This window comes from Paraburkholderia sp. GAS206C, from assembly GCF_050435645.1.
GTDB classification, from domain to species: Bacteria; Pseudomonadota; Gammaproteobacteria; order Burkholderiales; family Burkholderiaceae; genus Paraburkholderia; species Paraburkholderia phenazinium_B.
In genome coordinates this window covers 416,028-441,574 of record NZ_JBNDKR010000004.1, presented here as the reverse complement: position 1 = coordinate 441,574, position 25,547 = coordinate 416,028, and the positions used below count along the sequence as shown (strand labels likewise).

Sequence of the window (25,547 nt, the reverse complement as noted above, 5' to 3'; positions counted from 1 at the left end):
GCGGCGGCGTGGCGAGCCGGCGGGCCATTGTCTCCATATGGGAAGCGGCTAGCCTGGCCGCGCCGGTTTTTAAGTGTCTGGTTATTTTAGGCCCGGATTGCATTGCGTGTGCACGCCAACAGCGCGGGCGGTGAGAAACATTAACCATGCTGCGCAATTTCGCAATTGCGGGCACAGGCCGCGCGCGGCAGCATGGCGACAGCTTGTCGAACCCGGCCTGGCGCTGCCGCACGGGTTGCACTGCAACAATTAATGGAGACACTCATGTCCTACTTCGAACACATTCCCGCCGTTCGCTACGAAGGTCCGCAATCGGACAATCCGCTCGCTTTCCATCACTACGACCGCACTAAACGCGTGCTTGGCAAGACGCTCGAAGAGCATCTGCGCATTGCCGTGTGCTACTGGCATACGTTCGTATGGCCGGGTGTCGATATCTTCGGGCAGGGCACCTTCGTGCGTCCGTGGCAGCGGCCCGGCGACGCCATGGAGCGCGCGCATCAGAAGGCCGACGCCGCGTTCGAGTTCTTCTCGAAGCTCGGTACCCCTTACTATACATTCCATGATACCGACGTGGCTCCGGAAGGCGCGAGCATCAAGGAGTACAGCGAGAATTTCACGCGCATCAGCGACTATCTGGCGCGCAAGCAGCAGGATACCGGCGTCAAGCTTCTGTGGGGCACGGCCAACCTGTTCTCACATCCGCGCTATGCGGGCGGCGCGGCAACCAGCCCGAACCCCGATGTGTTTGCGTTTGCCGCCACCCAGGTACGCCATGCGCTCGACGCCACGCAACGGCTCGGCGGAGAGAACTATGTGCTGTGGGGCGGCCGCGAAGGCTACGACACGCTACTCAATACCGACCTGGTGCGCGAGCGCGATCAGTTTGCGCGGTTTCTCAACATGGTGGTCGAGCATAAGCACAAGATCGGCTTCAAGGGTACGCTGCTCATCGAGCCGAAACCGCAGGAGCCGACCAAGCATCAATACGATTACGACGTCGCCGCCGTGCATGGGTTTCTCACGCAATACGGCCTGCAGAACGAGATCCGCGTCAATATCGAGGCCAATCATGCGACGCTGGCGGGGCACTCGTTCCATCACGAGATCGCCACGGCGTTTGCACTCGGCATTTTCGGCAGCGTGGATGCCAACCGCGGTGATCCGCAAAACGGCTGGGACACGGACCAGTTTCCGAACAGCGTCGAGGAACTGACGCTCGCGCTCTATGAAATCCTCCGGCACGGCGGTTTTTCGACCGGCGGGATGAACTTCGACTCCAAGGTGCGGCGTCAGAGCGTCGATGCGGAAGACCTGTTCTTCGGGCATATCGGCGCGATCGACAACCTCGCGCTCGCGGTCGAGCGGGCTGCCGTGCTGATCGAAAACGACCGGCTCGAAAAATTCAAGCGCGAGCGTTACGCCGGCTGGGAGACGGAGTTCGGCCGCAAAATCCTTTCTGGCGGCTATTCGCTGTCGGAGCTTGCCGGCGACGCGGTCGGCCGCGGGGTGAACCCGCAGCATGCGAGCGGCCAGCAGGAGCGGCTGGAAAACATCGTGAACCAGGCTGTCTACGGTCTGCGCTGAGCGCGCGACGCGGCGTGGCGCTGCGTTAAGGCGCCGTGCCGTGCGCGATGACGTGGAACGCGCAAAGCCCATTCGATGGGCATGAAAAAACGTTAGGACGACTGGCCAGTTTCGCAATCGCGCAGCCGTTGGCGATTGCGCATACTGGCGCAAAACGAGGATGGAGACATGTTCATCGGTATCGACCTCGGCACGTCAGGCGTCAAGGCCGTGCTACTCGACCGCGATGGCCGCGTACGCTGCACGGCGGCGCACGCGCTGACCGTCAGCCGGCCGCAGCCGCGCTGGTCTGAACAGGATCCGCGCGACTGGTGGAATGCCACCAGGGCGGCGGTTGGCGATCTGCTCGAACAGGCGCGCGCAGCCGGGATTGGCGCAACGCAGATCGAGGCACTGGGTCTGACGGGCCAGATGCACGGCGCAACGCTGCTCGACGCGCAAGGCGACGTATTGCGACCGGCGATTCTATGGAACGACGGACGTTCGGATGCCGAATGCCGCGAACTCGAAACAGCCGTGCCGCAACTTCGAACGGTGGCAGGAAATCTTGCCATGCCAGGGTTCACGGCGCCCAAACTGCTCTGGGTCCGCAAACACGAACCGGAGATTTTTTCCCGCATCGCCAAGGTGCTGCTGCCGAAAGACTATCTGCGCTATTGCCTGACCGGCGGCTTCGCCACCGATCCTTCCGATGCTGCAGGTACGCTCTGGCTCGATGTGGCGCAGCGCGACTATAGCGGCGCGTTGCTGTCCGCCTGCGGACTCACGCGTGAGCAGATGCCCGAAGTGTTCGAAGGCAATCGCGTGACGGGCACGCTCAAGCCCGAACTCGCACGCGAATGGGGACTCGGTGAGATTCCCGTGATCGCAGGTGGCGGCGACAACGCGGCCGGTGCCGTGGGCGTGGGTATCGTCAAGCCGAAGCAGGCGATGCTTTCGCTCGGCACATCCGGTGTGTATTTCGCGGTCTCCGACGGCTTCCTCGCCAACCCTGCGTCAGCAGTCCATAGCTTCTGTCATGCCTTGCCGCAGACCTGGCATCTGATGTCGGTGATGCTCAACGCTGCCGGATGCCTCGATTTCACTGCGCAACTGACGGGCTACGCCGATGTGGCCGCACTGCTCGCCGATGCCGAAGCTCAGGCACGCGACCGGCGGCCGTGGTTTCTGCCGTATCTGACCGGCGAGCGCACGCCGCACAACAACGTCAACGCGAAGGGTGTGTTCTATGGCCTCGCGCCGCAGACCAGCCGTGCGGATCTGGCGAACGCCACGCTCGAAGGCGTCGGCTTTGCCTTGCTCGACGGCATGGACGCACTGCACGCTGCCGGCCTCGTGCCTGACGATATTTCGATAATCGGTGGCGGCTCGCGCAGCGCTTACTGGACCCAGATGCTGGCGGATATCTCCGGGCGTCCGCTGACCTTGCGTGCGGGCGGTGAGGTTGGGCCGGCGCTGGGCGCGGCACGGCTTGCGCATCTGGCGCTCGAACCTGGTGCGCCGCTTGAGGCTATCTGCCCGACGCCGGAAATTCTCGCCGTGCGTGAACCGGACATGGTGCGTCACGCGTGGTATCGCAATGAACGTCGTCCGACGTTTCATGCGCTGTACCGGGCACTTGAGCCCGTGTTTGCCGCAGACGCGTAGTGCTGGGCGCCTGAGGTCTCATGTCTGATGCCTGGTCGCGGCGAGACGTCGCGCGGTGAGGTGTTGCCCGGTGAAAACGTCGCCCGCGAGGGCGTCGAATAGAAGAGCTTAAAGCAATGCGCAGCCGCAATGGCCGCGCCGGTAAGGGGTACTAAGGGGTAGTCCATCGTTAGTCGTGTATCCGGCCGCGCGGTTCGCCGCGCAGGCCGTTAGCCCGGTGTTGCCGGTTATAAAAGAGAGGAGTGAGACATGAAATTTTCAACGCGTCGTTCCGTTTTGAGTTCACTGGTGTGCGGAGCCGTGCTCGCCAGTTTGTCGCTCGCTGCACCGCTGGCGCATGCAAGCAAGGATCATCCGGAAATCGGTTTCTGTATCGACGACCTGCGCGTCGAACGCTGGTCGCGCGACCGCGATTATTTCGTGGCCGCAGCCGAAAAACTCGGCGCCAAGGTCTCGGTGCAGTCAGCCGATGCGAGTGAAGAGCGGCAGATCTCGCAGATCGAAAACCTGATCTCGCGCGGCGTCGATGTGATCGTGATCGTGCCGTTCAATTCGAAGACGCTCGGCAACGTGGTGGCCGAAGCGAAGAAGGCAGGCATCAAGGTCGTGTCGTACGACCGGCTGATTCTCGATGCCGATATCGACGCCTACATCTCGTTCGACAATGAGAAGGTCGGCGAATTGCAAGCTCAGGGCGTCTACAACGCGCAACCGAAGGGCAATTACTTCATGCTCGGAGGTGCGCCCACGGACAACAACGCCAAGATGCTGCGTGAAGGTCAGATGAAGATCCTCAAGCCTGCTATCGACCGCGGCGATATCAAGGTGGTCGGTCAGCAATGGGTGCCGGAGTGGAGCGCGTCCACGGCCCTGCGCATCATGGAAGATGCGTTGACCGCGAACAACAACAAGATCGATGCCGTGGTGGCGTCGAACGACGGCACGGCGGGCGGTGCGATCCAGGCGCTGGCGGCGCAGCACATGGCTGGCAAGGTGCCGGTATCGGGCCAGGACGCGGACCTCGCAGCCGTCAGGCGTCTGATTGACGGCACGCAGACGATGACCGTCTACAAGCCGCTCAAGCTGATCGCCAGCCAGGCCGCGAACCTCGCCGTGCAACTCGCGAAGGGCGACAAGCCTGCCTACAACGCGCAGTACGACAACGGCAAGAAGAAGGTCGACACCATTCTGCTGCAGCCGACGCTGTTGACCAAGAGCAATGTGGATGTCGTCATAAAGGACGGCTTCTACACTCAGGCGCAGCTCGCGAGCCAGTAAGCAGGTCGATGAGTGGGCCAATGAATGGGCCAATAAGCGGGACCGCGCGCGATGGCGCCTGTTGCGTGTTGAGCGCAACCGCGTCGGCGCGCGCTTTGCAGCGAGGCAAAAGCGAATGACGCAATCTTTGCTGGCGATGCACGGCATCGTCAAAGCGTTTTCCGGCGTGAAGGCTCTGGACGGTATCGATCTGGCCGTGTCGCCGGGCGAATGCGTCGGCCTGTGCGGCGAGAACGGCGCGGGCAAATCGACGCTGATGAAGGTGCTGTCCGGGGTCTATCCGTATGGCACCTGGGATGGCGAGATCCTCTGGGAAGGGCAGTCGCTGAAGGCCATGAACGTGCGCGACACGGAGCGCGCCGGGATCGTGATCATCCACCAGGAGTTGATGCTGGTGCCGGAGCTCTCGGTGGCGGAGAACATCTTTCTCGGCAATGAAATCACGCTGCCGGGCGGCCGCATGAACTACGCCGCGATGTTCCAGCGCGCCGACGAACTGCTGCGCGAGCTGCATATCGAAGGCATCAACGTGGCGCAGCCGGTGATGAACTACGGCGGCGGCCATCAGCAGTTGATCGAGATCGCCAAGGCGCTCAACAAGCGCGCGAAGCTGCTGATTCTCGACGAACCGTCGTCGTCTCTCACCAGTTCGGAGACGCAGATTCTGCTGGACATCGTGCGCGATCTGAAACGGCGTGGCGTGGCCTGCGTGTATATCTCGCACAAGCTCGACGAAGTGGAAGCCGTCTGCGACACCATTACCGTGATCCGCGATGGCCGGCATGTCGCCACCGAACCGATGCGCGCGCTGACCACCGACCGCATCATCGCGATGATGGTGGGCCGCGAGATTACCAATCTGTTTCCGCGCGAGCCGCGGCCGCTCGGCGACGTGATCTTCGAGGCGCGCCACGTGACGTGTTTCGACGTGACCAATCCGCGCCGCAAACGGGTCGACGATGTGTCGTTCACCTTAAGACGCGGCGAGATACTCGGCGTGGCGGGCCTGGTGGGAGCGGGGCGCACGGAGCTGATGCAGGCGATCTTCGGCGCCTATCCCGGCGTGAGCGAGGCAACGGTGCTGCTCGATGGCAAGCCCCTGAAAATACGCGCACCGGCCGATGCGATTCGCGCCGGCATCGGCATGGTGCCCGAGGATCGCAAGCGCCACGGCATCGTGCCGCACCTGAGCGTGGGGCACAACATCACGCTGTCGGTGTTGCAGCGCTTTGCCAGGGGCGCGCGAATCGATTCGGCGGCCGAGCTCGATACCATTCATACGGAGATGAAGCGGCTCTCGGTGCGCGCGGCGCATCCGATGCTGTCGATTGCGAGCCTCTCTGGCGGCAACCAGCAGAAGGCCGTGCTTACCCGCATGCTGCTAACCGATCCGAAGGTGCTGATCCTCGACGAGCCGACCCGCGGCGTCGACGTCGGTGCCAAATACGAAATCTACAAACTGATCGTGCAGCTCGCGCACCGCGGCATGTCGATCGTGATGGTGTCGTCGGAGATGCCCGAGGTGCTGGGCATCAGCGATCGCGTGCTGGTGATCGGCGAGGGCGAATTGCGCGGCGATTTCATCAACGACGGCCTCACGCAAGAAGACATTCTCACGGCGGCGATCCGTCCGGTGCAGCGAACCACGAACCCAACCGAAGCGAGCGCAGCATGACTCCCGACGTCACTTCCCAACCTCCCAAAGACGCTGCGGCGAACGCTTCGTTCGGCGGCGCGCAGCGCGTGCAGCAACTGTTCGCACGCTACAAGATTCTCGCGCTGCTGTTCGCCGTGGCAGCCATCTGGATCTTCTTCTCGTTCCTCACCAGCGGCGCGTTCATCACGCCGCGCAATCTGTCGAATCTGCTGCGGCAGATGTCGATCACCGGGATGCTGGCGTGCGGCATGGTGTTCGTCATCATTGCGGGCGAGATCGATTTGTCGGTGGGCTCGCTGCTCGGTCTGCTCGGCGGCGTCGCGGCGATTCTCGACGTCAACCGGCATTGGCCCATCGGCGTCACCGTGCCGGTGGTGATGGTGCTCGGTGTGCTGGTGGGTCTTTTCAACGGCTGGTGGTCGACGTACCGGCGCGTGCCGTCGTTTATCGTGGGCCTCGGCGGCATGCTGGCGTATCGCGGCATTCTGCTCGGCGTGACGGGCGGTTCCACCATCGCACCGGTGTCCGACAGCTTTGTGTTCGTCGGGCAGGGTTATTTGCCGCAGTTTGCGGGCGATACGCTTGCGGTCGTGCTGTTTGCATTGCTGGCGCTCCTGACCGTGCGGCAGCGGCGCAACCGTCAACGCTACCAGTTGCCAGTTGTACCCGTCTGGCAGGACGCGGCGAAGATCGTAGGCGCCGGGGTGATCCTGCTGGCGTTCGTGGCGACGCTCGACCGCTACGGCGGCATTCCCGTGCCGGTGCTGTTGCTGCTGGCGTTGCTCGGCATCTTTACGTGGATCGCCACGCAAACCGTGTTCGGCCGGCGCATTTATGCGGTCGGTTCGAACTTGGAAGCGACGCGGCTATCAGGCGTGAACACGAACCGGGTGAAGCTGGCGATTTTCGCGCTGATGGGGCTGATGTGCGCGTTCGGCGGCATCGTCAATACGGCGCGCCTGGCGGCGGGGTCGCCCTCGGCGGGATCGATGGGCGAGCTCGATGCGATTGCGGCGTGTTTTATCGGCGGTACGTCGATGCGTGGCGGCTCCGGAACGGTGTACGGGGCCTTGATCGGCGCGCTGGTGATGGCGAGTCTCGACAACGGCATGTCCATGCTCGACGTGGATGCCTATTGGCAGATGATCGTCAAAGGCAGCATCCTCGTGCTGGCGGTGTGGATCGATGTGGTGTCGGGATCGAACCGGCGGTGATACGCGCTCGAGGCAGAGCGAGTGCGCGTAGCATGATGCGGTGCAACGGATTGTCGAACGGCACGCGCCGGGCGTCTGCATGACGTTCCGCGCGAATGCTGGCGGATGCGCATGTAAGCATAACGTCAACTTCCGCACCTGCCGCTCACGCAATCGCTGCGCCTCAAGCGGTCTCAATGGCCTTCCATGGCGGCTTTTTGCGTCATTTCGCCGGTCTTCCCCGTTCTCGGGACAAACAGCCATTGCCAGCGCGCGCGGCGTGTTTTACCTTTGTGCGGATCATCATTTGCCCGCCGCGTCATGTTCGTCCCTACCGAAGCTCCGTCGCCGTTCCAGTTGCGCAAGGCCAGCATGGACGACTTCGCGTTCGCCGAAGCGCTGACGCGCAACAACATGGGCGGCTACTACAAACGGCACCACCTCGTCTGGCGCAGCGATCTGTTTCTTGGAAGCTGGCGCGAGTCGGAAAACTACATTCTCGAAATGGACGGTCACGCAGCCGGCGTGCTGCGCATCACGGAGGAGGGCGACTCGCTGCATATCCGTGACGTGCAGATCGCCGATGGCTACCGGCGCCGCGGCGCGGGCACCTATATGCTGGAGATCTCGCATCAATGGGCTCGTGAGCGCGGTTTGCGCGAGCTGCAACTGCGGGTGTTCGTCGACAATCCCGCTGCGCGGCTTTATCTGCGCATGGGTTACAAGCTTGCCGGGCCGCGCCTGGCGCAATTGGGCGCGATTCGCCACCTGGCGAGGCGCGTGTAGCGGGCGGCGGGCGGCGTTGCCGCTCGCGCCGGTTGCGTACCACTCAAAGTCCCCGTTGCCTGGTTCTGTAGCGAGTCGTTTATTCAGCGCTAGTCAACGGTCGAACTCTGGCGCATCCGCCATCTGCGCGCCATCCGGCAAGTCATCCTCACTGGCTTCTGCACCGCGCTCGCTCTCGACGCGTTCCGCACCCCGCTCCATGAACGCGCGTGGACTCCTGCCGAACGCGCGCCGGAACATCGCCGAAAACGCGCTCTGGCTCTGATAACCCAGCTCCTGCGCGACGTGCGCAAGTGGCCTGCCTTGGCTCAACAGCGGAATCGCGCGGGCGAGCAGCGCCTGCTGACGCCACTGCGAAAAGCTGACGCCCAGCTCCTGACGAAACAGCCGCGCAATCGTGCGGGTACTCGCGCCGACACTCGCGGCCCACTGTTCGAGCGAATCCGTATTGGCGGGGTTGGCAATCACCGCTTCGCACAGCGCGCGCAGGCGCTTTTCATTGGGCATCGGCACAGACAGCGGCAGCGGCTCGGAGCGGGTCAGCTCGTCGAGCGCCAGCGCTCCGAGCACCTGTTCGCGGGTCGCCGAGAGGCCGGGTTCATCGAGCGCGGCGATGACTTCGCGCAGCAGATTCGACACCTCGACGACGCGGCATGCGTCGAGTCCCGGCGGCGCCGCGTGTTCGTCGATATACAGCGTCCGCAAGAACGCCTCCTCGACGATCACCACCTCGTGCGTCACGTGTGGCGGCATCCAGATCGCGCGCGACGGCGGCACCATCCACGTGGTGCCCTGCGTGCCGACGCGCAGCACGCCGCGCGATGCATAAGCAACCTGGGCCCAGGCATGGGTGTGACGGGCGATGTGCACGCCGGCTGCCATGGGCCGTGAGCGCACGCGGATCGGATGGGTGCGGGTTGGCGCGAACTCCGGCGGAATATCGGAGAACTCGACCTGAGTCGAAAGCGGGAGAGCGTCTGATGCATTCATGACGGCGACACCGGGCGGAACCCGGAACGGTTTGTTGGCTCCCATTGTAGGGCGTTGCGCGGCAAGACTCTTAAGCGGTGATTTTTTCGCGGACCGCTGGCGATGATGGCGCAGGCATAATGCATCCGATCCGTTTCGCCGGGCGAGAAGAGGCATCAGTGGCCCCGGCTTAATTCAAGCGAGAGGATTCCCTACGATGCAGAAGGTTTTCGTGTACGGCACCTTGCGGGCCGGCGAGATCAACGACATCAGCCAGGCCGCTGCCCGGCACGACATTGCTGAGCCCACGCTGCTCGGTACGGCCACGGTGCGCGGCCGTCTGTTCGACTTCGGCGCCTACCCCGGGCTCGTGCCCAGCGAGGCGGGTTCGCCCGTGCATGGCGATGTCTATGAAATCGATCCGGATCTGGTCGCCGTGCTCGATGAAATCGAGGAGATTTATCCGGGTGTCGAAGGCCTGTTTCTGGCCCGTGAGGTGACGGTCGACGTGGACGGCGTACCGCTTGCCTGCCGCTTCTACCCGGTCACGGAACGAGCGGTGGAGGGCTTGCCCGAGATTCGTTCGGGCGACTGGGTTGCGTATCGCCGCTCGCGTTAGAACGCTCGCACGAGTCGCACTCGCCGCCATAAAAAAACGGCCCGGCAAGCCTGAGCCTGCTGGGCCGTCCGGTCGGTCAGCCTTGCGAACCGCGCTGCTGCATCGAGTAGCAGCGCGGCATGGAAACGTACTTCAGATCTCTTCGTACAGTGGCAGCGTCAGGAAGTCGGTGAACTGCTCCGAGGTCGACATCTCCTCGAAGATTTCCGCCGCGCGGTCATACGGTTGCGTATCGCCACCCACCGCCTGCTTCACCTTCCCGAGTTCCTGCTTCGACAGTTCGCGCACCAGTTCTGCGGTGACCTTGCGGCCGTCGTCGAGCGCGCCCTTCGGCGAGCGAATCCACTGCCACACCTGCGAGCGCGAAATCTCCGCGGTTGCGGCGTCTTCCATCAGGTTGTGGATCGGCACGCAGCCATTGCCCGCGAGCCACGAGCCGAGGTAGTGAATCCCCACGTTGATGTTGTTGCGCAGACCCGCTTCGGTGATCGGCGCTTCCGGACGGAAGTCGGTCAGATCCTTGGCGCTTACTTCGACATCGGTGCGTTGCTTGCCGATCTGGTTCGGCTGGTCGCCCAATACCTTGACGAACTCTTCCATCGCGATCGGCACGAGACCCGGGTGCGCGACCCAGCCGCCGTCGTAACCGTCGCCGGCATCGCGCGCCTTGTCCGAGCGCACACCGCCCATGGCCTTGTCGTTTGCGGCCGGATCGTTCTTGATCGGAATCAGCGCGCTCATGCCGCCGATGGCCGGCGCATTGCGACGATGGCACGTCTTCAGCAACAACAGCGCATAAGCACGCATGAACGGCGACGTCATGGTGATCTGCGAGCGGTCGGCGAGGCAGAAATCGCGGTCGCTCTTGAACTTCTTGATGGCTGAAAATATGTAGTCCCAACGGCCGGCGTTCAGCCCCGAGCTGTGCTCGCGCAGTTCGTACAGGATCTCGTCCATTTCGAACGCGGCGAGGATCGTTTCGATCAGCACCGTTGCGCGGATCGTGCCACGCGGCACGCCGACCGCTTCCTGTGCGGCAACGAAGATCTCGTTCCACAGACGCGCTTCGAGATGGCTCTCCATCTTCGGCAGATAGAAGTAAGGCCCTGAGCCGCGTGCGACCAGTTCCTTCGCGTTGTGGAACAGGAACAGTGCGAAATCGAAAATGCCGCCCGAGACGCGCCGACCGTCGACCTTTACATGCTTCTCGTCGAGGTGCCAGCCGCGCGGACGCACGATCAGCGTCGCAACCTTGTCGTTGAGCCTGTACGACTTGCCGTTCTGTTCGAGCGAGATGGTCCGGCGCACCGCGTCCTTCAGATTGATGTGGCCGGTGATCTGGTTGTCCCAGCTCGGTGCGTTCGAATCTTCGAAGTCGGTCATGTACGAATCCGCGCCGGAATTCAGCGCGTTGATGATCATCTTGCGCTCGACCGGCCCGGTGATTTCCACGCGGCGGCATTGCAGGTCTTGCGGCAGCGGCGCGATCTTCCAGTCGCCTTCGCGGATGCTCTTCGTTTCGGCGAGGAAGTCCGGACGCTCGCCGGCATCGAGCCGTTTGGTGCGTTCGACGCGCGCTTTCAGCAGCGCTTGGCGACGCGGCTCGAACGTGCGATGCAGCGCGGCGACGAGTTCGAGCGCGTCGCGGGTGAGGATCGCTTCATAGCCGGGCTTGATCTCGCCGGTAATTTCCATGCTCTGCGGCAACTGCGATGAAAGCGGGTTCGCCATGTTTTCTCCTTGGTCGGTCAGATTGCAAACTGCAAATTTTCAAATGCCGTTAAACAGCGATTGAGATGCGCGAGGTTGGGTGGAACTGCGTTGCAGGCATCCGGTACGGTTGCGGTTGCCGTCATGCGCCAGGGCTGTGGCGCGTGCGGCTCTCGTCGGGTGCTGTGAGGGTGTGCAAAAAAGCGAGCAGGTCGTTCATGCTCCCGCCCGTACCATGGGGCGTGACGCCTAGCTCTTCAGCGGGGACGCCTTGCCGGTTGAGCCAGAACGTGGTGTAGCCGAACCAGTTCGCGCCGGCCGCGTCCCAGCCGTTCGACGAGACGAACACGATCTCGCCCGGCTCGGCGCCGAATGCCTGCGTGCCGAGTGTGTAGGCGGCGGGTGCTGGCTTGTAGGCGCGGACCGTGTCGACTGAAAGGACGTGATCGAACAGTCCGCTCATGCCGGCGCTCTTGACGGCGATGTCGAGCATCTGCGGATTGCCGTTGGACAGAATGGCCAGGCCGAGCGCGGCTGACTGAGATTGAGTGCCCGGAGTGCCTTGAACGTCTGCAACTGCTTGTGGCGCCTTTGCCGCTTCGGCATGCCGCTCGCGCGGCTCACGCAACCGGCGCAGCGCGGGCACTGCATCCGGGAACGCCGACAGGCACGCGTATTCATCCATCAGACGCTTTTCCGCCGAGCGATTGAGCGTGAGGCCGAGCTTGTGCGCGGCGAAGCGCAGAGCATCGCGCGTGATGTTCCAGAACGGTTGATAGCGTGCGCCGGTGGGATCGGCAAGCGTGCGCAACTGGCTGTATTCGATCTGCTTTTGCCGCCATAGCTGCGAGAGCGCATCGCCGTGGCCGGGGAACATTTGCTCCGCCGCAGCGACGACCGAATGCACGTCGAACAGCGTGCCGTAGGCGTCGAAAATGACTGCTTTAGGGGAGAGTGTCGTTGTGGCCGACATTGCCGTGCGCTCCAATTCGAGGTCAAACTGATTGTATTAGTGATACTCCACGCTTAAAAAGAGGCTAAACATCACTTGATCTTTTACTTTCACCCACCTAATCTGAATCCCGTTCCTACTTTCGGTGCGAACGCCGGGGCTCTTGCCCGCATCCGGCGTCCCGCTTCAGCGACTTCATGGACCGTTTCAAGCAGATCGAGACTTTTGTCACCGTCGCGGCCAAGGGTAGCCTGTCGGCGGCGGCGCAGGCCGAAGGCGTGGCGCCTGCCATCATCGGCCGCCGCATCGATGCGCTCGAAGAGCGGCTGGGCGTGAAACTGCTGGTGCGCACCACGCGCAAGATCACGCTGACCTTCGAGGGCTCGGCGTTCCTCGAGGACTGCCAGCGAGTCATCAACGATATGCAGAACGCCGAGGCGAGCGTCTCGGCGGGCGGCGTGAAGGCGAGCGGCCACCTGCGCGTATCGGCGCCGGCCGGTTTCGGGCGGCGCCATGTCGCGCCGCTGGTGCCGGCATTTACCGTGGCACATCCCGACGTCTCGATCACACTCGATCTGTCCGACCGGCTGGTAGACCTGGTCAACGAGGGCTTCGATTGCGCAGTGCGGCTGGGGGAATTGCCGGATTCGTCGCTGGTGTCGCTGCGGCTCGGTGAAAACCGCCGCGTCTGCGTGGCGTCGCCGGCCTATCTGACGCGCCGCGGCGCGCCGCAAAGCCTTGCCGACCTGGTCCATCACAACTGTCTTGCACTCGGCGCCAGCGCCAACCAGCAGCGCGGCTGGGTGTTCCAGCAGGGCGACAAGGTCGTCTCGATCAAGGTGTCCGGCACGATGGAATGCTCCGACGGCGCGGTGCTGCACGAGTGGTGTCTCGAGGGTTATGGGCTGGCGTGGCGTTCGTGGTGGGAAGTGGGCACCGATATCGCGGCCGGACGGCTCGTCAGCGTACTCGATGAGTTCGCCGCACCGCCCATCGGTATTCACGCCGTTTTTCCGCAGCGCCGCCATCTGCCGTTGCGGGTGCGGCTGTTCCTGGACTTTCTTAAACATACCTACGGTCATCCCGGTTATTGGGGGTGAGGGCGGGGCCGCCATAGACCGGATCGAAGCCCCGCGCGGGTTTCCGATATGCGGACAGACCCGCAAGCGGGCGTCGTGTCGACTCAGGCGCACTACAATCGATTGGGGCGGCGCGTTTTCCGTTTCGTAAGGTTGGGGTTCAGCCCGGCTTTCGCTGTCCTGAAGACCTGTTTTGCGGTGGCCGATGCGATGCAATACATTGCCGCCGCTTTGCAGGTCCAGCCGCAGTCGACGACGGAGGCACCATGTTCAGACACATCCTGGTTCCGACGGATGGTTCAGACTTGTCACGAAAAGCGATCGAAGGCGCAATCGATCTTGCTCAGGCGATCGGCGCGGATGTCACCGCGTATGCCTGCTTGCCGCAATATCCCTACTCGCCGTTCTCCGAAGTGGTGATCGAGCCGCCCGGCGATTTCCTGGAGCGCAGCGAGCGCGAAGCGCGCGTGCATTTGCGGGAAGTCGAGTGGGCTGGGCGCAACGTTGGGGTGATCGTCAGAAGCCTCACCAGCGTGCATCCGGCGCCGTATCTCGGCATCATCGAGGCGGCCGAAAAGGGTGGTTGCGACGTGATCTTCATGGCTTCGCATGGACGCCGCGGACTCGGCAGCCTGTTGATCGGCAGCGAGACGCAGCGGGTGCTCACGCACACGAAGATTCCGGTGATCGTGTATCGGTAAATGAACGCGGCCTGGAAAAAACGCGCCGGCGGGATGAAGCCGGCGCGCTGCCTGCGGCATATCATAGTTAGCTGTGCCATCTACTTTTCTCTCAGATTCCGCGGTCCGCCCGGGCCCGTCTGGAGACCTTGTGGGTCTCGCTTGCAGGCCTTCTCCGGCTTGACTGTCTCCTCCCTGATTGCGGTCCTCTGGCGGGACCACTTTTCGGTCTGTCTGCCTGCCTGTCGATTCGCCTGGGCTTTTACTTTCAAGCCCCCGTTTCAAGTTGTTAGCCGGCACAGACCTGGTTTGAACCATGGTTTGTGCCGACCAACGCCTTACGCCACCTTCTTGTCGAAAAACTGTTCGTCTTCCGTCGAGCCATGCAGCGCAGTCGTCGAGGCCTCGCGTTCGACCGTTTGCGTCACGGCGTCGAAGTAGCCCGTGCCCACTTCGCGCTGGTGCTTGACCGCGGTGAAGCCCTTTTCGGCCGCTGCGAATTCCGCCTGCTGCATTTCGACGAACGCGGTCATCTGGTTGCGGGCATAACCGTGCGCGAGATTGAACATCGAGTAGTTGAGCGCGTGGAAGCCAGCCAGCGTGATGAACTGGAACTTGTAGCCCATCGCACCGAGTTCCTTCTGGAACCTCGCGATCGTCGCGTCATCGAGGTTCTTCTTCCAGTTGAACGACGGCGAGCAGTTGTACGCGAGCATCTTGCCCGGGAATTCCTTGTGGATCGCCTCGGCGAATTTCTTCGCGAATGCGAGGTCAGGCTTGCCGGTTTCGCACCAGATCATGTCGGCGTACGGCGCGTATGCGAGGCCGCGCGAGATGGCCTGTTCGATGCCCGGGCGCGTGCGGTAGAAGCCTTCGACGGTGCGCTCGCCGGTCAGGAACGGCTTGTCGTTGTCGTCGATGTCCGAGGTGACCAGGTCGGCGGCTTCCGCGTCGGTGCGGGCGAGCAGGACGGTCGGCGTGCCGGAGACGTCCGCGGCCAGACGCGCCGCGGTCAGCTTGGCGATGTTTTCGCGGGTCGGCACGAGCACCTTGCCGCCCATGTGGCCGCACTTCTTCACCGAGGCGAGCTGGTCTTCGAAGTGCACGCCAGCAGCGCCCGCTTCGATCATGGCCTTCATCAGTTCGAACGCGTTCAGCACGCCGCCGAAACCGGCTTCAGCGTCGGCCACGATCGGCGCGAAGAAGTCGACATAGCCTTCGTCGCCGGGGTTCTTGCCTTCGGACCACTGGATCTGGTCGGCGCGCGTCAGCGTGTTGTTGATGCGCTTGACCACGAGCGGCACCGAGTTGGCCGGATACAGCGACTGGTCCGGGTACATTTCGCCGGCGACGTTGGCATCGCCCGCCACCTGCCAGCCCGACAGATAGATCGCCTTGAGGCCGGCCTTCACCTGCTGCATGGCCTGGTTGCCGGTCAGGGCGCCGAGCGAGTTCACGAACGGCTCGTTGTTGACGCTTTCCCACAGTTTTTCCGCGCCACGTCTGGCGAGCGTGTGCTCAACCGGCACCGAGCCACGCAGGCGCACCACGTCATCTGCGCTATAGGTGCGTTTGATGCCCTTCCAGCGCGGATCGGTTTCCCATTGCTGCTGGAGTTGCTGTGCTTGCTGTTGGCGTGACGTCATGGTTTTGCTCCTTGGATTGCCTGGATAGTGGATCGGTGAACTCTTTCTTCTCGAAGCGCCGTGCCGCGAAGGCGTTTCGTTTCGGGAAGTCTTGTATAAGAGTCTAGGCAAATCGAAGTGCGCACAATAGATACACGTCACATGTTCTGTGAGATTTTTAATTGTTTAAAATCAATTACTTATTAAATTTGTTTCGCATTGAGAAACGTGATTTTCCCTGCTGCAATAGTCTCGTTGTGCCACGCAGCACGATTTTTTACGAGGCAAAAAAATTTTCCACATCGTGAAATTTTGCGTACGACCAAAATCCGGACGAAAAAAAACCGGTGCACGAGCACCGGTTTCGTCTGGGTTGAGGGCGGCGCATGGCCGTCCATCGCCCATTTAACTACTTATTCAGCTACCACGGCGCGCCGTACGCGGACCGTCGCTGCGGCGTGCGCCGTAGCCACCGTCACGCGAACCGCCGAAGCCTTCGCGCGAACCGCCGCCGGCCGACTTGCCGGCCCAGCCGCCGCCATTGCCGCCACCGTTGCCGGTGCGGGCGCCGCCGCCATTACCGGTCGGCTTGCCCGCACCGCTGCCGCTGCCGAAGCGACGGCCACCGCCGTTGCCACCGCCCGGACGACCACGGCCGCCAAAGCCAGGACGGCCATTGCCCGACGGAGCCGACTTGCGCGGCTCGAAGCCTTCGACGACGTTGACCGCCAGCGGCGTACGCACGAAACGCTCGATGCGCTTCAACGCGCCTTGTTCCGCGTGATGCACGAGGCTCACGGCGATACCCGAGCGGCCAGCACGGCCGGTACGGCCGATACGGTGCACGTAGTCTTCAGCAAACTTCGGCAGGTCGTAGTTGAACACGTGCGTGATGCCGGGGATGTCGATACCGCGAGCTGCGACGTCAGTTGCGACCAGCACGCGCACACGACGCTCGCGCAGGGCTTTGATCGTGCGGTTACGTGCGCCTTGCGGCAGATCGCCGTGCAGTGCAGCCGATTCGAAGCCGGCGTCGGCAAGACGGCCAGCCAGTTGATCGGCGTCCATCTTGGTTGCCGTGAAAACGATAGCCTGGTCGAGGCCGGAGTCGCGCAGCAGATGGTCGAGCAGACGGTCCTTGTGATCGCGGTCGTCGACGTAGTGAACGGTTTGCGCGATGTTGGTACGCTGCTCCATACGCTGGACGATCTCGATACGCTCCGGGTCCTTCAGCAGACGGCCGGTCAGCGAAGTGATCTTGCCGTCGAGCGTGGCCGAGAACAGCATGGTCTGGCGTGAAGCCGGCGTAGCGGCAACGATCGTTTCGATGTCTTCGATGAAGCCCATGTCGAGCATGCGGTCAGCTTCGTCGAGCACGAGGATCTGCAGTTGCGACAGATCGATACGGCCGCGTTCCAGGTGGTCGATCAGACGGCCCGGCGTAGCAACCAGAATTTCCGGGTTCTTCGCAAGCAGCATCAGCTGCTGGCCATAAGCGACGCCACCGAGAATGCTGACGGTGCGCAGGCGCTTCAGGTGCTTGCCATACGTGGCAGCGGCGGTGGTGACCTGCATTGCGAGTTCGCGGGTCGGCGTCAGAACCAGCATGGTCGGACGGGCAACCGGCTGCGGGCGGCGCGTGCGGGCGCCGTCAGCGGGACGCGGTTCACGCGGCTGGCTGGCTTGCGCCTTTTGCAGTTGCGAGAAACGCTCGATGGCAGGCAGCATGAACGCGGCGGTCTTGCCCGAGCCGGTCGGGCTCGAGACCATCAGATCGCGGCCGGCGATGCCAGCGGGGATCGCGCGTTGCTGAACCGGGGTCGGGGTTTGGTAGCCAGCGGCGGTCAGTGCGGAGACGACGTCCGGGGACAGACCGAGCGACGCGAACGACGGGCCGGCCGGTGCTGCGGTTTCGGCTGCGACGGCTTCCGGCGCTGCAGCAACGGCTGCGGCTTGTGCGGATGCTGCGTCACTGGCGGCGAGACCGAGGGCTTGGTCGGCGATGGCGTTCAACGGGCTGCTGGGGGTATTGCTCGAAGTCATGAGAATCCTTGAAACGATCCTGGGTGATGCACGGAATAAATACGTCGGCGCCAATCGGCATACCCAAGTCGTCGGATTCAGCGAGCAAAGAAGCAGCGAGCAAATCGAAAAACGGGGGCAGCTCGCGACAATGAAGGCGAGCTTTTCGTTAGAAGCTGTATCGGTTGCGACATGCCAACACGGCGTGCCGCCAGCCTGGTACATGATCGCCCGTAGGGGGCTAGGCAGGAGGGGACAGGTTCTAAACTGGATTGGAGCAAAACGCTACGAGGCGCTGCGCCGCAAAGGCCGCTGGAGAAAGCCGGGCAAAGCAGTGAAGCGCAGGCAGGATTGTAACGGCTTTTGCTGCACTGCGCCACATGTTTAAGACATTTCCGTGAAGGAAAGCGGCGGTTCTACCTAAACTGGCGGCCGCTCTCAGGCCGAGGCGCCGCTTTTCAGCGATTCGACCAGTTCGACGTACTGCTGCTTGGCGGTGTCCTGTGCCGTGCCTTTCAGCGCGGCCCATGCGTCGTACTTGTATTTGCCGACGATATCGGTGAAGCCCGGCTTGTCGCCCTGCACATCGCCCTTGGTGGCCTGCTTGTAGAGCGCGTACAGGCGCAGCAGCGTCAGGTTGCCCGGACGTTCCGGCAGTTGTTGCACTTCTTCGTGGGCTTTCGCGAATTGCGCGTCGACGTCGCTCATGTGTTTCTCCGTGGCAAATTCAAGATGGGCCGACGATCATAACAAGCGACCTCGCCCGGTGCATCGAACGAAGCTCGAACGATTACTCCAAACGGCGTGGCGAGCGGGGCGCTTCGCGCAGCCTATGCGCCGTTCTGCGCTGCTGCGTGCACGCTGCCTGTCCGGCAACTGGGGGCGTCGCATTACAATAGCGGTCATGACCCGAACTGTGCTGCTTGCCCTCGATACGTCGACCGAATTCTGCTCGGTCGCGCTTCTGTCCGCCGCCGTCGACGCGGCGGGCGCCTCCGCCTCCGAACCGCGCACGTGGGTGCGTCATGAGGCGACCGGTGCGGTGTCCAGCACGCGCCTGTTGCCCGCAATCCGCGAACTGTTCGACGAAGCCGGCCTCAAGCTCGCTGATTGCGACGCGATTGCCTTCGGGGCGGGGCCTGGATCGTTCACGGGCCTGCGGACCGCGACCGGTGTTGCTCAGGGGCTCGCTTTCGGCCTGGATTGCCCGGTGGTGCCAATCGGTACGCTGCTCGCCTGCGCCGAGAGCGCGCGTTTGCGCGATCCGTCCGTCAAGCGGGTGCTGGCGGCGCTCGACGCCCGCATGGACGAGGTGTATTGGGCCGATTACGCATGGGATGACGCACAAGGCGAATGGCGCACCGTCCAGCCGGCGTCACTTGATGCGCCGGACCGCCTGAGCTTGCCCGATGCGCCGTTTACGCTTGTGGGTAACGCTGCCGCAGCATTCGGCGCGCGCCTTGTGGCCACAACGGTGGCGCAGGTGATCGACGGTGACGCGCTCCCGCATGCGTTGCCGCTCGCGTTCGCGGCGCTGCGCGCGCTGCGCGCCGGCCGTACGGTTCCGGCAGAGCTTGCCGCGCCCGAGTATGTGCGAAACAAGGTTGCGCAGACTACGGCAGAACGGATGGCGGATAAGGCTGAGAAAGCGGCCAAGGCGGAACAGGCGGCGGAACAGGCTGCGAAACATACGGCGCCTCAGGCAGCGGATCAGTCAGCCAACCAGGCATCTCCACACCCGGCATCGCAAGGCGAGGGCGGACGATGAGCGGCGTGTTGCTGGCGGACCGCTACATGTCGCCAATGACCGAAGGCGATCTCGACGAGGTCGCTATCATCGAAAAGGCGGCGTACGAATTTCCATGGAGCCGCGGCAATTTTGAAGATTCGCTGCGCAACGGCTATTTCGGCGTGTGCCTGCGTCATGTCACGGGTAGCCTGATCGGCTACTGCGTGCTGATGCCGGTGGTCGACGAGATGCATCTGCTGAATCTGTGCGTGGCGCCCGCCGCGCAAGGTGTGGGCGCGGGCCTGTCGCTGCTGCGCGAAGCGGTGCGTATCACGCGCAACGAAAAACTTGACGGGCTGCTGCTCGAAGTGCGGCCTTCGAACCACCGGGCTATCCGGCTCTATGAACGCTTCGGCTTCGCTTCGATCGGCCGTCGCAAGAACTATTATCCGGCGCGGCATCGCAGCCGGGAGGATGCCATCGTGATGCGTTTTTCTTTTGTCAGGGAGGGCGCAGATGGCGCTGCATGAATCCGCTTTGGAAGAGTTCGGCCTCGCACCGATGTGGGTGCGTCGCGGAATGGGGCAGGCGAGTGACGGCGAGGCTGCGTCGGCGGCCGCGGCACCTGAAACTGCAGTTGCAGCGCCTGCTGCAGACGTCGGTAATGTGCCGCAAAGCCTCAGACAGGAGACCGTGCCTGCCGAACGTGTCGAAGTTGATCAGCGTTCTTCGGTGCGCCAGGACGACCTGCCGCCGCGAGCGCCCGAACGCGGCACGCCCGCCGCGACACCGCGTGCACCCGCTGCGCGTCCCGAACAGACTGTACATACCGCCCGCTCCGACGCTGCCTCATCGTCCGCCCCGCCTGACGACGATTTCGCCTGGTTCGACGACCTGCCGAGCCAGCCGCCGTCCGGGGCGCCCCTGGTACCCGCCGAGGCGCGCGCGAAACCATCGTCGGTCGACTCCCTCGACTGGGATGCGCTCGCCGAACGCGTGGCTGGCTGCCAGCAATGCCGCTTGTGCGAGAAGCGCACCAACACGGTATTTGGCGTCGGCGATCGCAACGCCGACTGGATGCTGATCGGCGAAGCGCCAGGCGAAAACGAGGATCGTCAGGGCGAGCCGTTCGTCGGCCAGGCCGGCAAGCTGCTCGACAACATGCTGCGTTCGCTGACGCTCGCGCGTGACACTAACGTCTACATCGCCAACGTGATCAAATGCCGGCCGCCCGGCAACCGCAATCCCGAGCCGGACGAGGTTATGCGTTGCGAGCCGTATCTGCAGCGTCAGGTCGCGCTCGTCAAGCCGAAGCTGATCGTTGCGCTCGGCCGTTTCGCAGCACAGAGTCTTCTGAAGACCGACGCGAGTATTTCGTCGCTGCGCGGCCGCGTGCATACCTATGAGGGCGTGCCGGTCATCGTGAGCTATCACCCGGCCTATCTGCTGCGCAGCCTGGCCGACAAGTCGAAGGCGTGGGCCGATCTGTGTCTCGCCCGCGACACGTGGCTCAAGGCGGCCGAAACGACTGCCAGAACAACGGCCGACTGATGAACGGGATCCGGCCGGCAGCGCTTCCGGCCGCTGCGCCTGCGGCGCAATGGGATGCGCTGTGCCAGCCGGTTGTGCGCGATCTCGCCTGGCTACTGTTCAGCGCGGATCTGTTGCGCGAGCAACCACCAGTGGGGATGCTCGCCCGCGCCTTCGAAACCTCCGACGAGCTCGCTGCCACAATCGCCTGGTTGCACGCTCTCGATGCCGATCCGACCGGGTTGCAACGCGACATCGCAGCGGCCCGCCTCACCCGTCTTGGCCGTTACGCGGAGTGTCTGCTCGCATGGTTCCTGCAGCATGGCCCCACCGCGCGTCTCATCGCGGCGAACGTACCTCTGCGGCGCGCGGGTCTGACCTTGGGTGAATGTGACTTTCTGGTGCAGACGCAAGCGGGTCGGCGTCTGCACTGGGAACTGGCCGTCAAGTGCTATCTGCACGCAGGAGACTCGCGCGCGCAACTGGCGGACTATGTCGGCCCGAATCTGCAGGACCGCTTCGATCTGAAACTGAGCCACCTGCTCGATCATCAGTTGCCGCTCAGCGCGCGCGTCGAGTTCGCCTCACTGGGGCACGTGGGTCCGTGGGAACCGCAGATGTTTATCAAGGGCTGGCTGTTCTACCCGCTAGGGCAATGGCAACGGCACGAACGGGACGAGCCGGCCGGCGATCCCGCGGAAATCGATCCGGCCCATGCACGCGGCTGGTGGACGACGCGCACGGACTGGCCGGCTTTCGCGGCCGGCCATGCGCAGGCGTGGCGGGTTTTGCCGCGGCTAGAGTGGCTCGCGCCGCGCAGGCATGAGCCGGGGGCGGCGGAAGCGGAAGGCATTGCATTTGTCGATGCACTTGCCCTGAACGAGCGCGTGGCGCATCAAAACGGCCCGACCATGGTCGCGGCCTTCTGGATCGACGACGCGGGCCGTTGGGTCGAGCGCTCCCGTGGTTTTATCGTGCCGGACGACTGGCCGCAGAAAGCGCAGGCATTCGCGCGGCAGTGAACCTCAGCGGGTGCCGCTCGCAGCGACACCGGCCGGCTCAACTCACCACCAGCGATAAAAATGATGCACGGGCCCGACGCCACGGCCGACGTCGAGTTGATCGCTGGCCTCAAGCGCGCCGGTCAGATACGCCTTCGCATCCGCTACAGCAGCCGCGAGGTCGTCGCGCTGCGGGATCAGCGCCGCAATCGCCGATGACAGCGTGCAGCCGGTCCCATGCGTGTTCGTCACCGGCACGCGCCGCGCGCCGAGTCGCAGCGTGCCCGACTCCTGCACGAGCCAGTCCGGGCTGTCGGAAGCCGCGAGATGGCCGCCTTTCATCAGCACTGCGCGGGCGCCGAGCGCCCGCAACGCTTCACCTTGTTCGATCATGCCTGCTTCGTCGATGGCAGCGGTAAGGCCCAGTAAGGCAGCCGCTTCCGGCAGATTCGGCGTCAGCAGGTCGGCGAGCGGCAGCAACTCGTCGCGCACCACGGCAACCGCGTCGGGTAACAGCAGCGCGTGATTGCTCTTGGAGATCATCACGGTATCGAGCACGACGTGCTTCGGCCGATGGCGCCGTAGCGCCTCGGCGACAGCCCGCGCCACCTCGGCGTTCGCTAGCATGCCGATCTTCACCGCGTCGATGCGGATATCGTCGAAGACCGCGTCGAGTTGCGCCGTGACGAATGCCGGCTCGGGCGTATGAATCGCCGTCACGCCGCGTGTGTTTTGCGCCGTCAGCGCGGTAATCACGCTCGCGCCGTAGGCACCGAGCGCCGAAAAGGCTTTGAGGTCGGCCTGAATGCCGGCGCCGCCGCCGGAGTCGGAGCCGGCGATCGTCAGGACGTTGGGAATCCGTTGAGTCATGAAAGTGCTGCTGCGTCAGTGTTTCACTTCGCCGATCAGCGCGACCGAGTCGAACGCGCGCTGGTTCGCCTGGTGGCGCCGCATCACGAACCACATCATCACGCACACGAAGGTGCCGAACAGCACGATAACCGCCGACACCGGCACGTCGAGCCACACCAGCACCGCGTACAGGCACAGCATTACGAGCACCGAGAGGTTTTCGTTGAAGTTTTGCACAGCGATAGAGTGACCCGCGGAAAGCAGCACGTGGCCGCGATGCTGCAACAGCGCATTCATCGGTACCACGAAAAATCCCGACAGGCCGCCAACGATCATCAGGAAAATATACGCAAGGATCAGATAGCCCGACACGTGCATATGGCCGAAGTAAAAGCCCCAATGAGCGGGAAACAGGTTGCGCGTATAGAAGGCCATCATCATCACCGCGATGCCCATCGCGATGCCGACCGGCAATACCGAAAGGGACTTCTTGAGCGGCACGCGCGAGGCCGCGAAGATCGCGCCCGCTGCCACGCCGACGGCCACGACCGCCTGCAGGATCGCGCCTTCGGACAACGACATGCCGAGCGACACTTCGGCCCACTTCAGCACGATGAACTGCAGCGTCGCGCCGGCACCCCAGAACAGCGTGGTGACCGCGAGCGAGATCTGTCCCAGCTTGTCGTGCCAGAGAATCAGGAAGCAGTCCGCAAAATCGGTGACGAGCTTGACTGGGCCTCGCTCCTGTTTCGGATAGCGGGCACCGGTGTCGGGAATGCGCAGATTGAAGAGTGCGGCGACCACGTAGATCGCCATGATCACCAGCATGGCCGCTTCGGCTGGCGTGTCGACGGTCGGAATGTGGTGCTTGAGAATGTGCGAGGCGATATGCGGGCTGATCAACGCACCGCCTAATACGGTGCCAAGAATGATCGAACCGACCGTGGTGCCTTCGATCCAGCCGTTGGCGGCGACGAGGCGGTCAGGCGGCAGCAGTTCGGTGAGGATGCCGTATTTGGCGGGCGAGTAGGCCGCTGCCCCAAAGCCGACGATACCGTACGCAATCAATGGATGCGCGCCGATCAGCATCGTGAAGCAGCCGACCACCTTGATGGTATTGGTGACGAACATGACACGCCCTTTCGGACGCGAATCGGCGAAGGCGCCGACGAAGGCAGCGAGGACGACGTACGACAGCACAAAGAACAACTTGAGCAGCGGCGTCATCCAGTTTGGGGCGTGAAGATCTTTCAGCAGTGCAATTGCAGCGATCAGAAGCGCATTGTCGGCCAGCGACGAAAAAAACTGCGCGGCCATGATGGTGTAAAAACCTTTTTTCATCTGATGCGATGCTGTCCTCGCTGCGGTCTGTCCGCCCCGGCCGTGTGCAAGGCGTCCGGGCTTATGCCGTTCGAAATGGGTTGTGCGCACGGCTTTATATCACGAAAATAGCTGGATTCGGACTAGCAGAATCCTTGATCGCACCGCCCAGCGGGCTCCTGAGCGCTGAAAACGCACTGTAAGCTCCTGATTCGCAAGCGTCTTTACGAAAACATCCCATGCCGCGCCCCCTCTCAGCCACGATTCACACCGCAGCGCTCGCCAATAACCTCGCCGTCGTCCGTCGTTATGCCCCAAATTCGAAAATCTGGGCTGTCGTCAAAGCCAATGCTTACGGACATGGCCTCGCAAGAGCCTTTCCCGGTTTACGCGCAACGGACGGCTTTGGATTGCTCGACCTCGAAGAAGCCGTGAAGTTGCGTGAATTGGGCTGGGCCGGGCCAATTCTTTTGCTCGAAGGCTTTTTTCGCCCCACCGACATTGATGTGATCGATCGTTACAGCCTCAGCACGGCGCTGCATTCGGACGAACAGTTGCGCATGCTGGAAATGGCGCGCCTGTCTAAACCCGTCAATATCCAGCTGAAAATGAATAGCGGCATGAATCGCCTCGGCTATACGCCGGAGCGGTTCCGGGCGGCGTGGGAGAGGGCGCGTGCGTGTCAGGGAGTGGGTCAGATTACGCTGATGACGCATTTCTCGGACGCTGACAGCGACCGCGGCGTTGCCCATCAGATGGACACGTTCGAGCGCGGCGCGCAGGGCATCGCGGGGGCACGCAGTCTCGCCAACTCGGCGGCCACGCTATGGCACCCGTCGTCGCATTTCGACTGGGTGCGCCCGGGCATCATTCTGTACGGTGCTTCACCGTCGGGCTTCACCGCTGCGATCGAGGGTACGGGACTGCAACCCGCCATGACGCTCGCCTCGGAGCTGATCGCGGTGCAGAACGTCGCCGAGGGCCAGACCGTCGGTTATGGCTCGATTTTCAAGGCGCGCAGCCCGATGCGCATCGGCGTGGTGGCGTGCGGTTATGCGGACGGCTATCCGCGAGTTGCGCCGGATGGCACGCCGGTGATCGTCGATGGGATACGGACACGGGTCGTCGGCCGGGTGTCGATGGATATGCTGACCGTCGACCTGACGCCGTGCCCGACGGCCGGTGTCGGTTCGCGCGTCGAGTTGTGGGGCAACGCACTGCCGATCGACGACGTCGCCAAGGCGTGCGGCACCATTGGCTACGAGCTGATGTGTGCGGTGGCGCCGCGCGTGCCGGTGCGAGCGGAATAGG

23 protein-coding genes are annotated in these 25,547 nt (G+C 63.3%); 15 read left to right on the top strand and 8 right to left on the bottom strand.

The features are described 5' to 3' along the window. The first annotated feature begins 264 nt into the window (after window positions 1–264). The 6 genes from xylA to P3T20_RS14060 all read left to right on the top strand — a co-directional run bounded on the left by xylA (window position 265) and on the right by P3T20_RS14060 (window position 8,148). Entirely contained in the window at window positions 265–1,587 is a 1,323-nt protein-coding gene (xylA, locus tag P3T20_RS14085) for a xylose isomerase (RefSeq protein ID WP_429287129.1), read from the top strand. A 168-nt stretch (window positions 1,588–1,755) separates the two neighbouring features. Further along, window positions 1,756–3,234, top strand: coding sequence for a xylulokinase (xylB, locus tag P3T20_RS14080; protein ID WP_429287128.1), 1,479 nt, complete (start codon window positions 1,756–1,758; stop codon window positions 3,232–3,234). A gap of 249 nt (window positions 3,235–3,483) precedes the next feature. Next, complete coding sequence (xylF, locus tag P3T20_RS14075; RefSeq protein ID WP_122155180.1) at window positions 3,484–4,512, top strand: D-xylose ABC transporter substrate-binding protein; 1,029 nt, start codon at window positions 3,484–3,486, stop codon at window positions 4,510–4,512. A gap of 115 nt (window positions 4,513–4,627) precedes the next feature. Beyond that, entirely contained in the window at window positions 4,628–6,187 is a 1,560-nt protein-coding gene (gene xylG, locus P3T20_RS14070; RefSeq protein ID WP_429287127.1) for a D-xylose ABC transporter ATP-binding protein, read from the top strand. Next, on the top strand, window positions 6,184–7,383 hold the full coding sequence (locus P3T20_RS14065) for a sugar ABC transporter permease (protein ID WP_074264246.1): 1,200 nt from the start codon (window positions 6,184–6,186) through the stop codon (window positions 7,381–7,383). The genes xylG and P3T20_RS14065 overlap by 4 nt, the downstream gene beginning before the upstream one ends. Before the next feature lie 300 nt (window positions 7,384–7,683). Continuing rightward, complete coding sequence (locus P3T20_RS14060) at window positions 7,684–8,148, top strand: GNAT family N-acetyltransferase (RefSeq protein WP_074264247.1); 465 nt, start codon at window positions 7,684–7,686, stop codon at window positions 8,146–8,148. 93 nt (window positions 8,149–8,241) lie between these two features. Here the strand turns inward: P3T20_RS14060 and P3T20_RS14055 are convergent, their stop codons facing one another. Continuing rightward, a complete protein-coding gene (locus P3T20_RS14055; protein ID WP_429287126.1) occupies window positions 8,242–9,138 on the bottom strand; it encodes an AraC family transcriptional regulator in 897 nt (298 codons plus the stop codon). A gap of 196 nt (window positions 9,139–9,334) precedes the next feature. Here P3T20_RS14055 and P3T20_RS14050 point away from each other — a divergent pair, with 196 nt between their 5' ends. Then, complete coding sequence (locus tag P3T20_RS14050) at window positions 9,335–9,736, top strand: gamma-glutamylcyclotransferase family protein (RefSeq protein WP_074264248.1); 402 nt, start codon at window positions 9,335–9,337, stop codon at window positions 9,734–9,736. 132 nt (window positions 9,737–9,868) lie between these two features. Here P3T20_RS14050 and aceB read toward each other — a convergent pair whose 3' ends face one another. Together aceB and P3T20_RS14040 are read right to left on the bottom strand one after the other, a co-directional pair. After that, entirely contained in the window at window positions 9,869–11,467 is a 1,599-nt protein-coding gene (gene aceB, locus P3T20_RS14045; protein WP_429287125.1) for a malate synthase A, read from the bottom strand. A 121-nt stretch (window positions 11,468–11,588) separates the two neighbouring features. Beyond that, window positions 11,589–12,419, bottom strand: coding sequence for a (S)-2-haloacid dehalogenase (locus tag P3T20_RS14040; RefSeq protein ID WP_429287124.1), 831 nt, complete (start codon window positions 12,417–12,419; stop codon window positions 11,589–11,591). A gap of 176 nt (window positions 12,420–12,595) precedes the next feature. Here P3T20_RS14040 and P3T20_RS14035 point away from each other — a divergent pair, with 176 nt between their 5' ends. Beyond that, window positions 12,596–13,498, top strand: a complete 903-nt coding sequence (locus P3T20_RS14035) for a LysR family transcriptional regulator (RefSeq protein WP_074264251.1) — start codon at window positions 12,596–12,598, stop codon at window positions 13,496–13,498. Between the two features lie 245 nt (window positions 13,499–13,743). Continuing rightward, the gene (locus P3T20_RS14030) at window positions 13,744–14,178 is read left to right on the top strand and encodes a universal stress protein (protein WP_074264252.1); all 435 of its coding nucleotides are present in this window, start codon (window positions 13,744–13,746) and stop codon (window positions 14,176–14,178) included. 317 nt (window positions 14,179–14,495) lie between these two features. Here the strand turns inward: P3T20_RS14030 and aceA are convergent, their stop codons facing one another. Beyond that, window positions 14,496–15,803: an isocitrate lyase gene (gene aceA, locus P3T20_RS14025; RefSeq protein WP_074264253.1), complete on the bottom strand. Its 1,308-nt coding sequence runs from the start codon at window positions 15,801–15,803 to the stop codon at window positions 14,496–14,498. A 396-nt stretch (window positions 15,804–16,199) separates the two neighbouring features. After that, window positions 16,200–17,825: a DEAD/DEAH box helicase gene (locus P3T20_RS14020; RefSeq protein ID WP_429287123.1), complete on the bottom strand. Its 1,626-nt coding sequence runs from the start codon at window positions 17,823–17,825 to the stop codon at window positions 16,200–16,202. On the opposite strand from P3T20_RS14020, the gene P3T20_RS14015 reads away from it, so the two are divergent. Then, window positions 17,824–18,192: a hypothetical protein gene (locus P3T20_RS14015; protein WP_143787492.1), complete on the top strand. Its 369-nt coding sequence runs from the start codon at window positions 17,824–17,826 to the stop codon at window positions 18,190–18,192. The genes P3T20_RS14020 and P3T20_RS14015 overlap by 2 nt on opposite strands. A 50-nt stretch (window positions 18,193–18,242) precedes the next feature. Here P3T20_RS14015 and P3T20_RS14010 read toward each other — a convergent pair whose 3' ends face one another. Further along, window positions 18,243–18,512 (bottom strand): acyl-CoA-binding protein, encoded by a 270-nt coding sequence (locus P3T20_RS14010; RefSeq protein ID WP_074264255.1) that lies wholly within the window; start codon window positions 18,510–18,512, stop codon window positions 18,243–18,245. A 196-nt stretch (window positions 18,513–18,708) separates the two neighbouring features. Between P3T20_RS14010 and tsaB the strand changes: the two genes are divergently transcribed. Genes tsaB through P3T20_RS13990 form a run of 4 tightly spaced genes read left to right on the top strand, consistent with a single transcriptional unit; the run spans window position 18,709 to window position 22,085 of the window. After that, complete coding sequence (tsaB, locus tag P3T20_RS14005) at window positions 18,709–19,572, top strand: tRNA (adenosine(37)-N6)-threonylcarbamoyltransferase complex dimerization subunit type 1 TsaB (protein WP_429287122.1); 864 nt, start codon at window positions 18,709–18,711, stop codon at window positions 19,570–19,572. Further along, window positions 19,569–20,063 (top strand): ribosomal protein S18-alanine N-acetyltransferase, encoded by a 495-nt coding sequence (gene rimI / locus P3T20_RS14000; RefSeq protein WP_074264256.1) that lies wholly within the window; start codon window positions 19,569–19,571, stop codon window positions 20,061–20,063. The genes tsaB and rimI overlap by 4 nt, the downstream gene beginning before the upstream one ends. Continuing rightward, complete coding sequence (locus P3T20_RS13995; protein ID WP_074264257.1) at window positions 20,050–21,084, top strand: uracil-DNA glycosylase; 1,035 nt, start codon at window positions 20,050–20,052, stop codon at window positions 21,082–21,084. The genes rimI and P3T20_RS13995 overlap by 14 nt, the downstream gene beginning before the upstream one ends. Next, a complete protein-coding gene (locus P3T20_RS13990; protein ID WP_429287171.1) occupies window positions 21,081–22,085 on the top strand; it encodes a DUF1853 family protein in 1,005 nt (334 codons plus the stop codon). Before P3T20_RS13995 ends, P3T20_RS13990 begins: the two co-directional genes overlap by 4 nt. A gap of 42 nt (window positions 22,086–22,127) precedes the next feature. Here P3T20_RS13990 and thiD read toward each other — a convergent pair whose 3' ends face one another. Together thiD and lplT are read right to left on the bottom strand one after the other, a co-directional pair. Beyond that, window positions 22,128–22,934 carry a bifunctional hydroxymethylpyrimidine kinase/phosphomethylpyrimidine kinase gene (gene thiD, locus P3T20_RS13985; RefSeq protein ID WP_074264259.1) on the bottom strand — a complete coding sequence of 269 codons (807 nt, stop codon included), beginning with the start codon at window positions 22,932–22,934 and terminating at the stop codon, window positions 22,128–22,130. A 15-nt stretch (window positions 22,935–22,949) separates the two neighbouring features. Next, window positions 22,950–24,257: a lysophospholipid transporter LplT gene (gene lplT, locus P3T20_RS13980; protein WP_074264260.1), complete on the bottom strand. Its 1,308-nt coding sequence runs from the start codon at window positions 24,255–24,257 to the stop codon at window positions 22,950–22,952. Between the two features lie 218 nt (window positions 24,258–24,475). Here lplT and alr point away from each other — a divergent pair, with 218 nt between their 5' ends. After that, window positions 24,476–25,546, top strand: coding sequence for an alanine racemase (alr, locus tag P3T20_RS13975; RefSeq protein WP_074264261.1), 1,071 nt, complete (start codon window positions 24,476–24,478; stop codon window positions 25,544–25,546). Window position 25,547 lies beyond the last annotated feature (1 nt).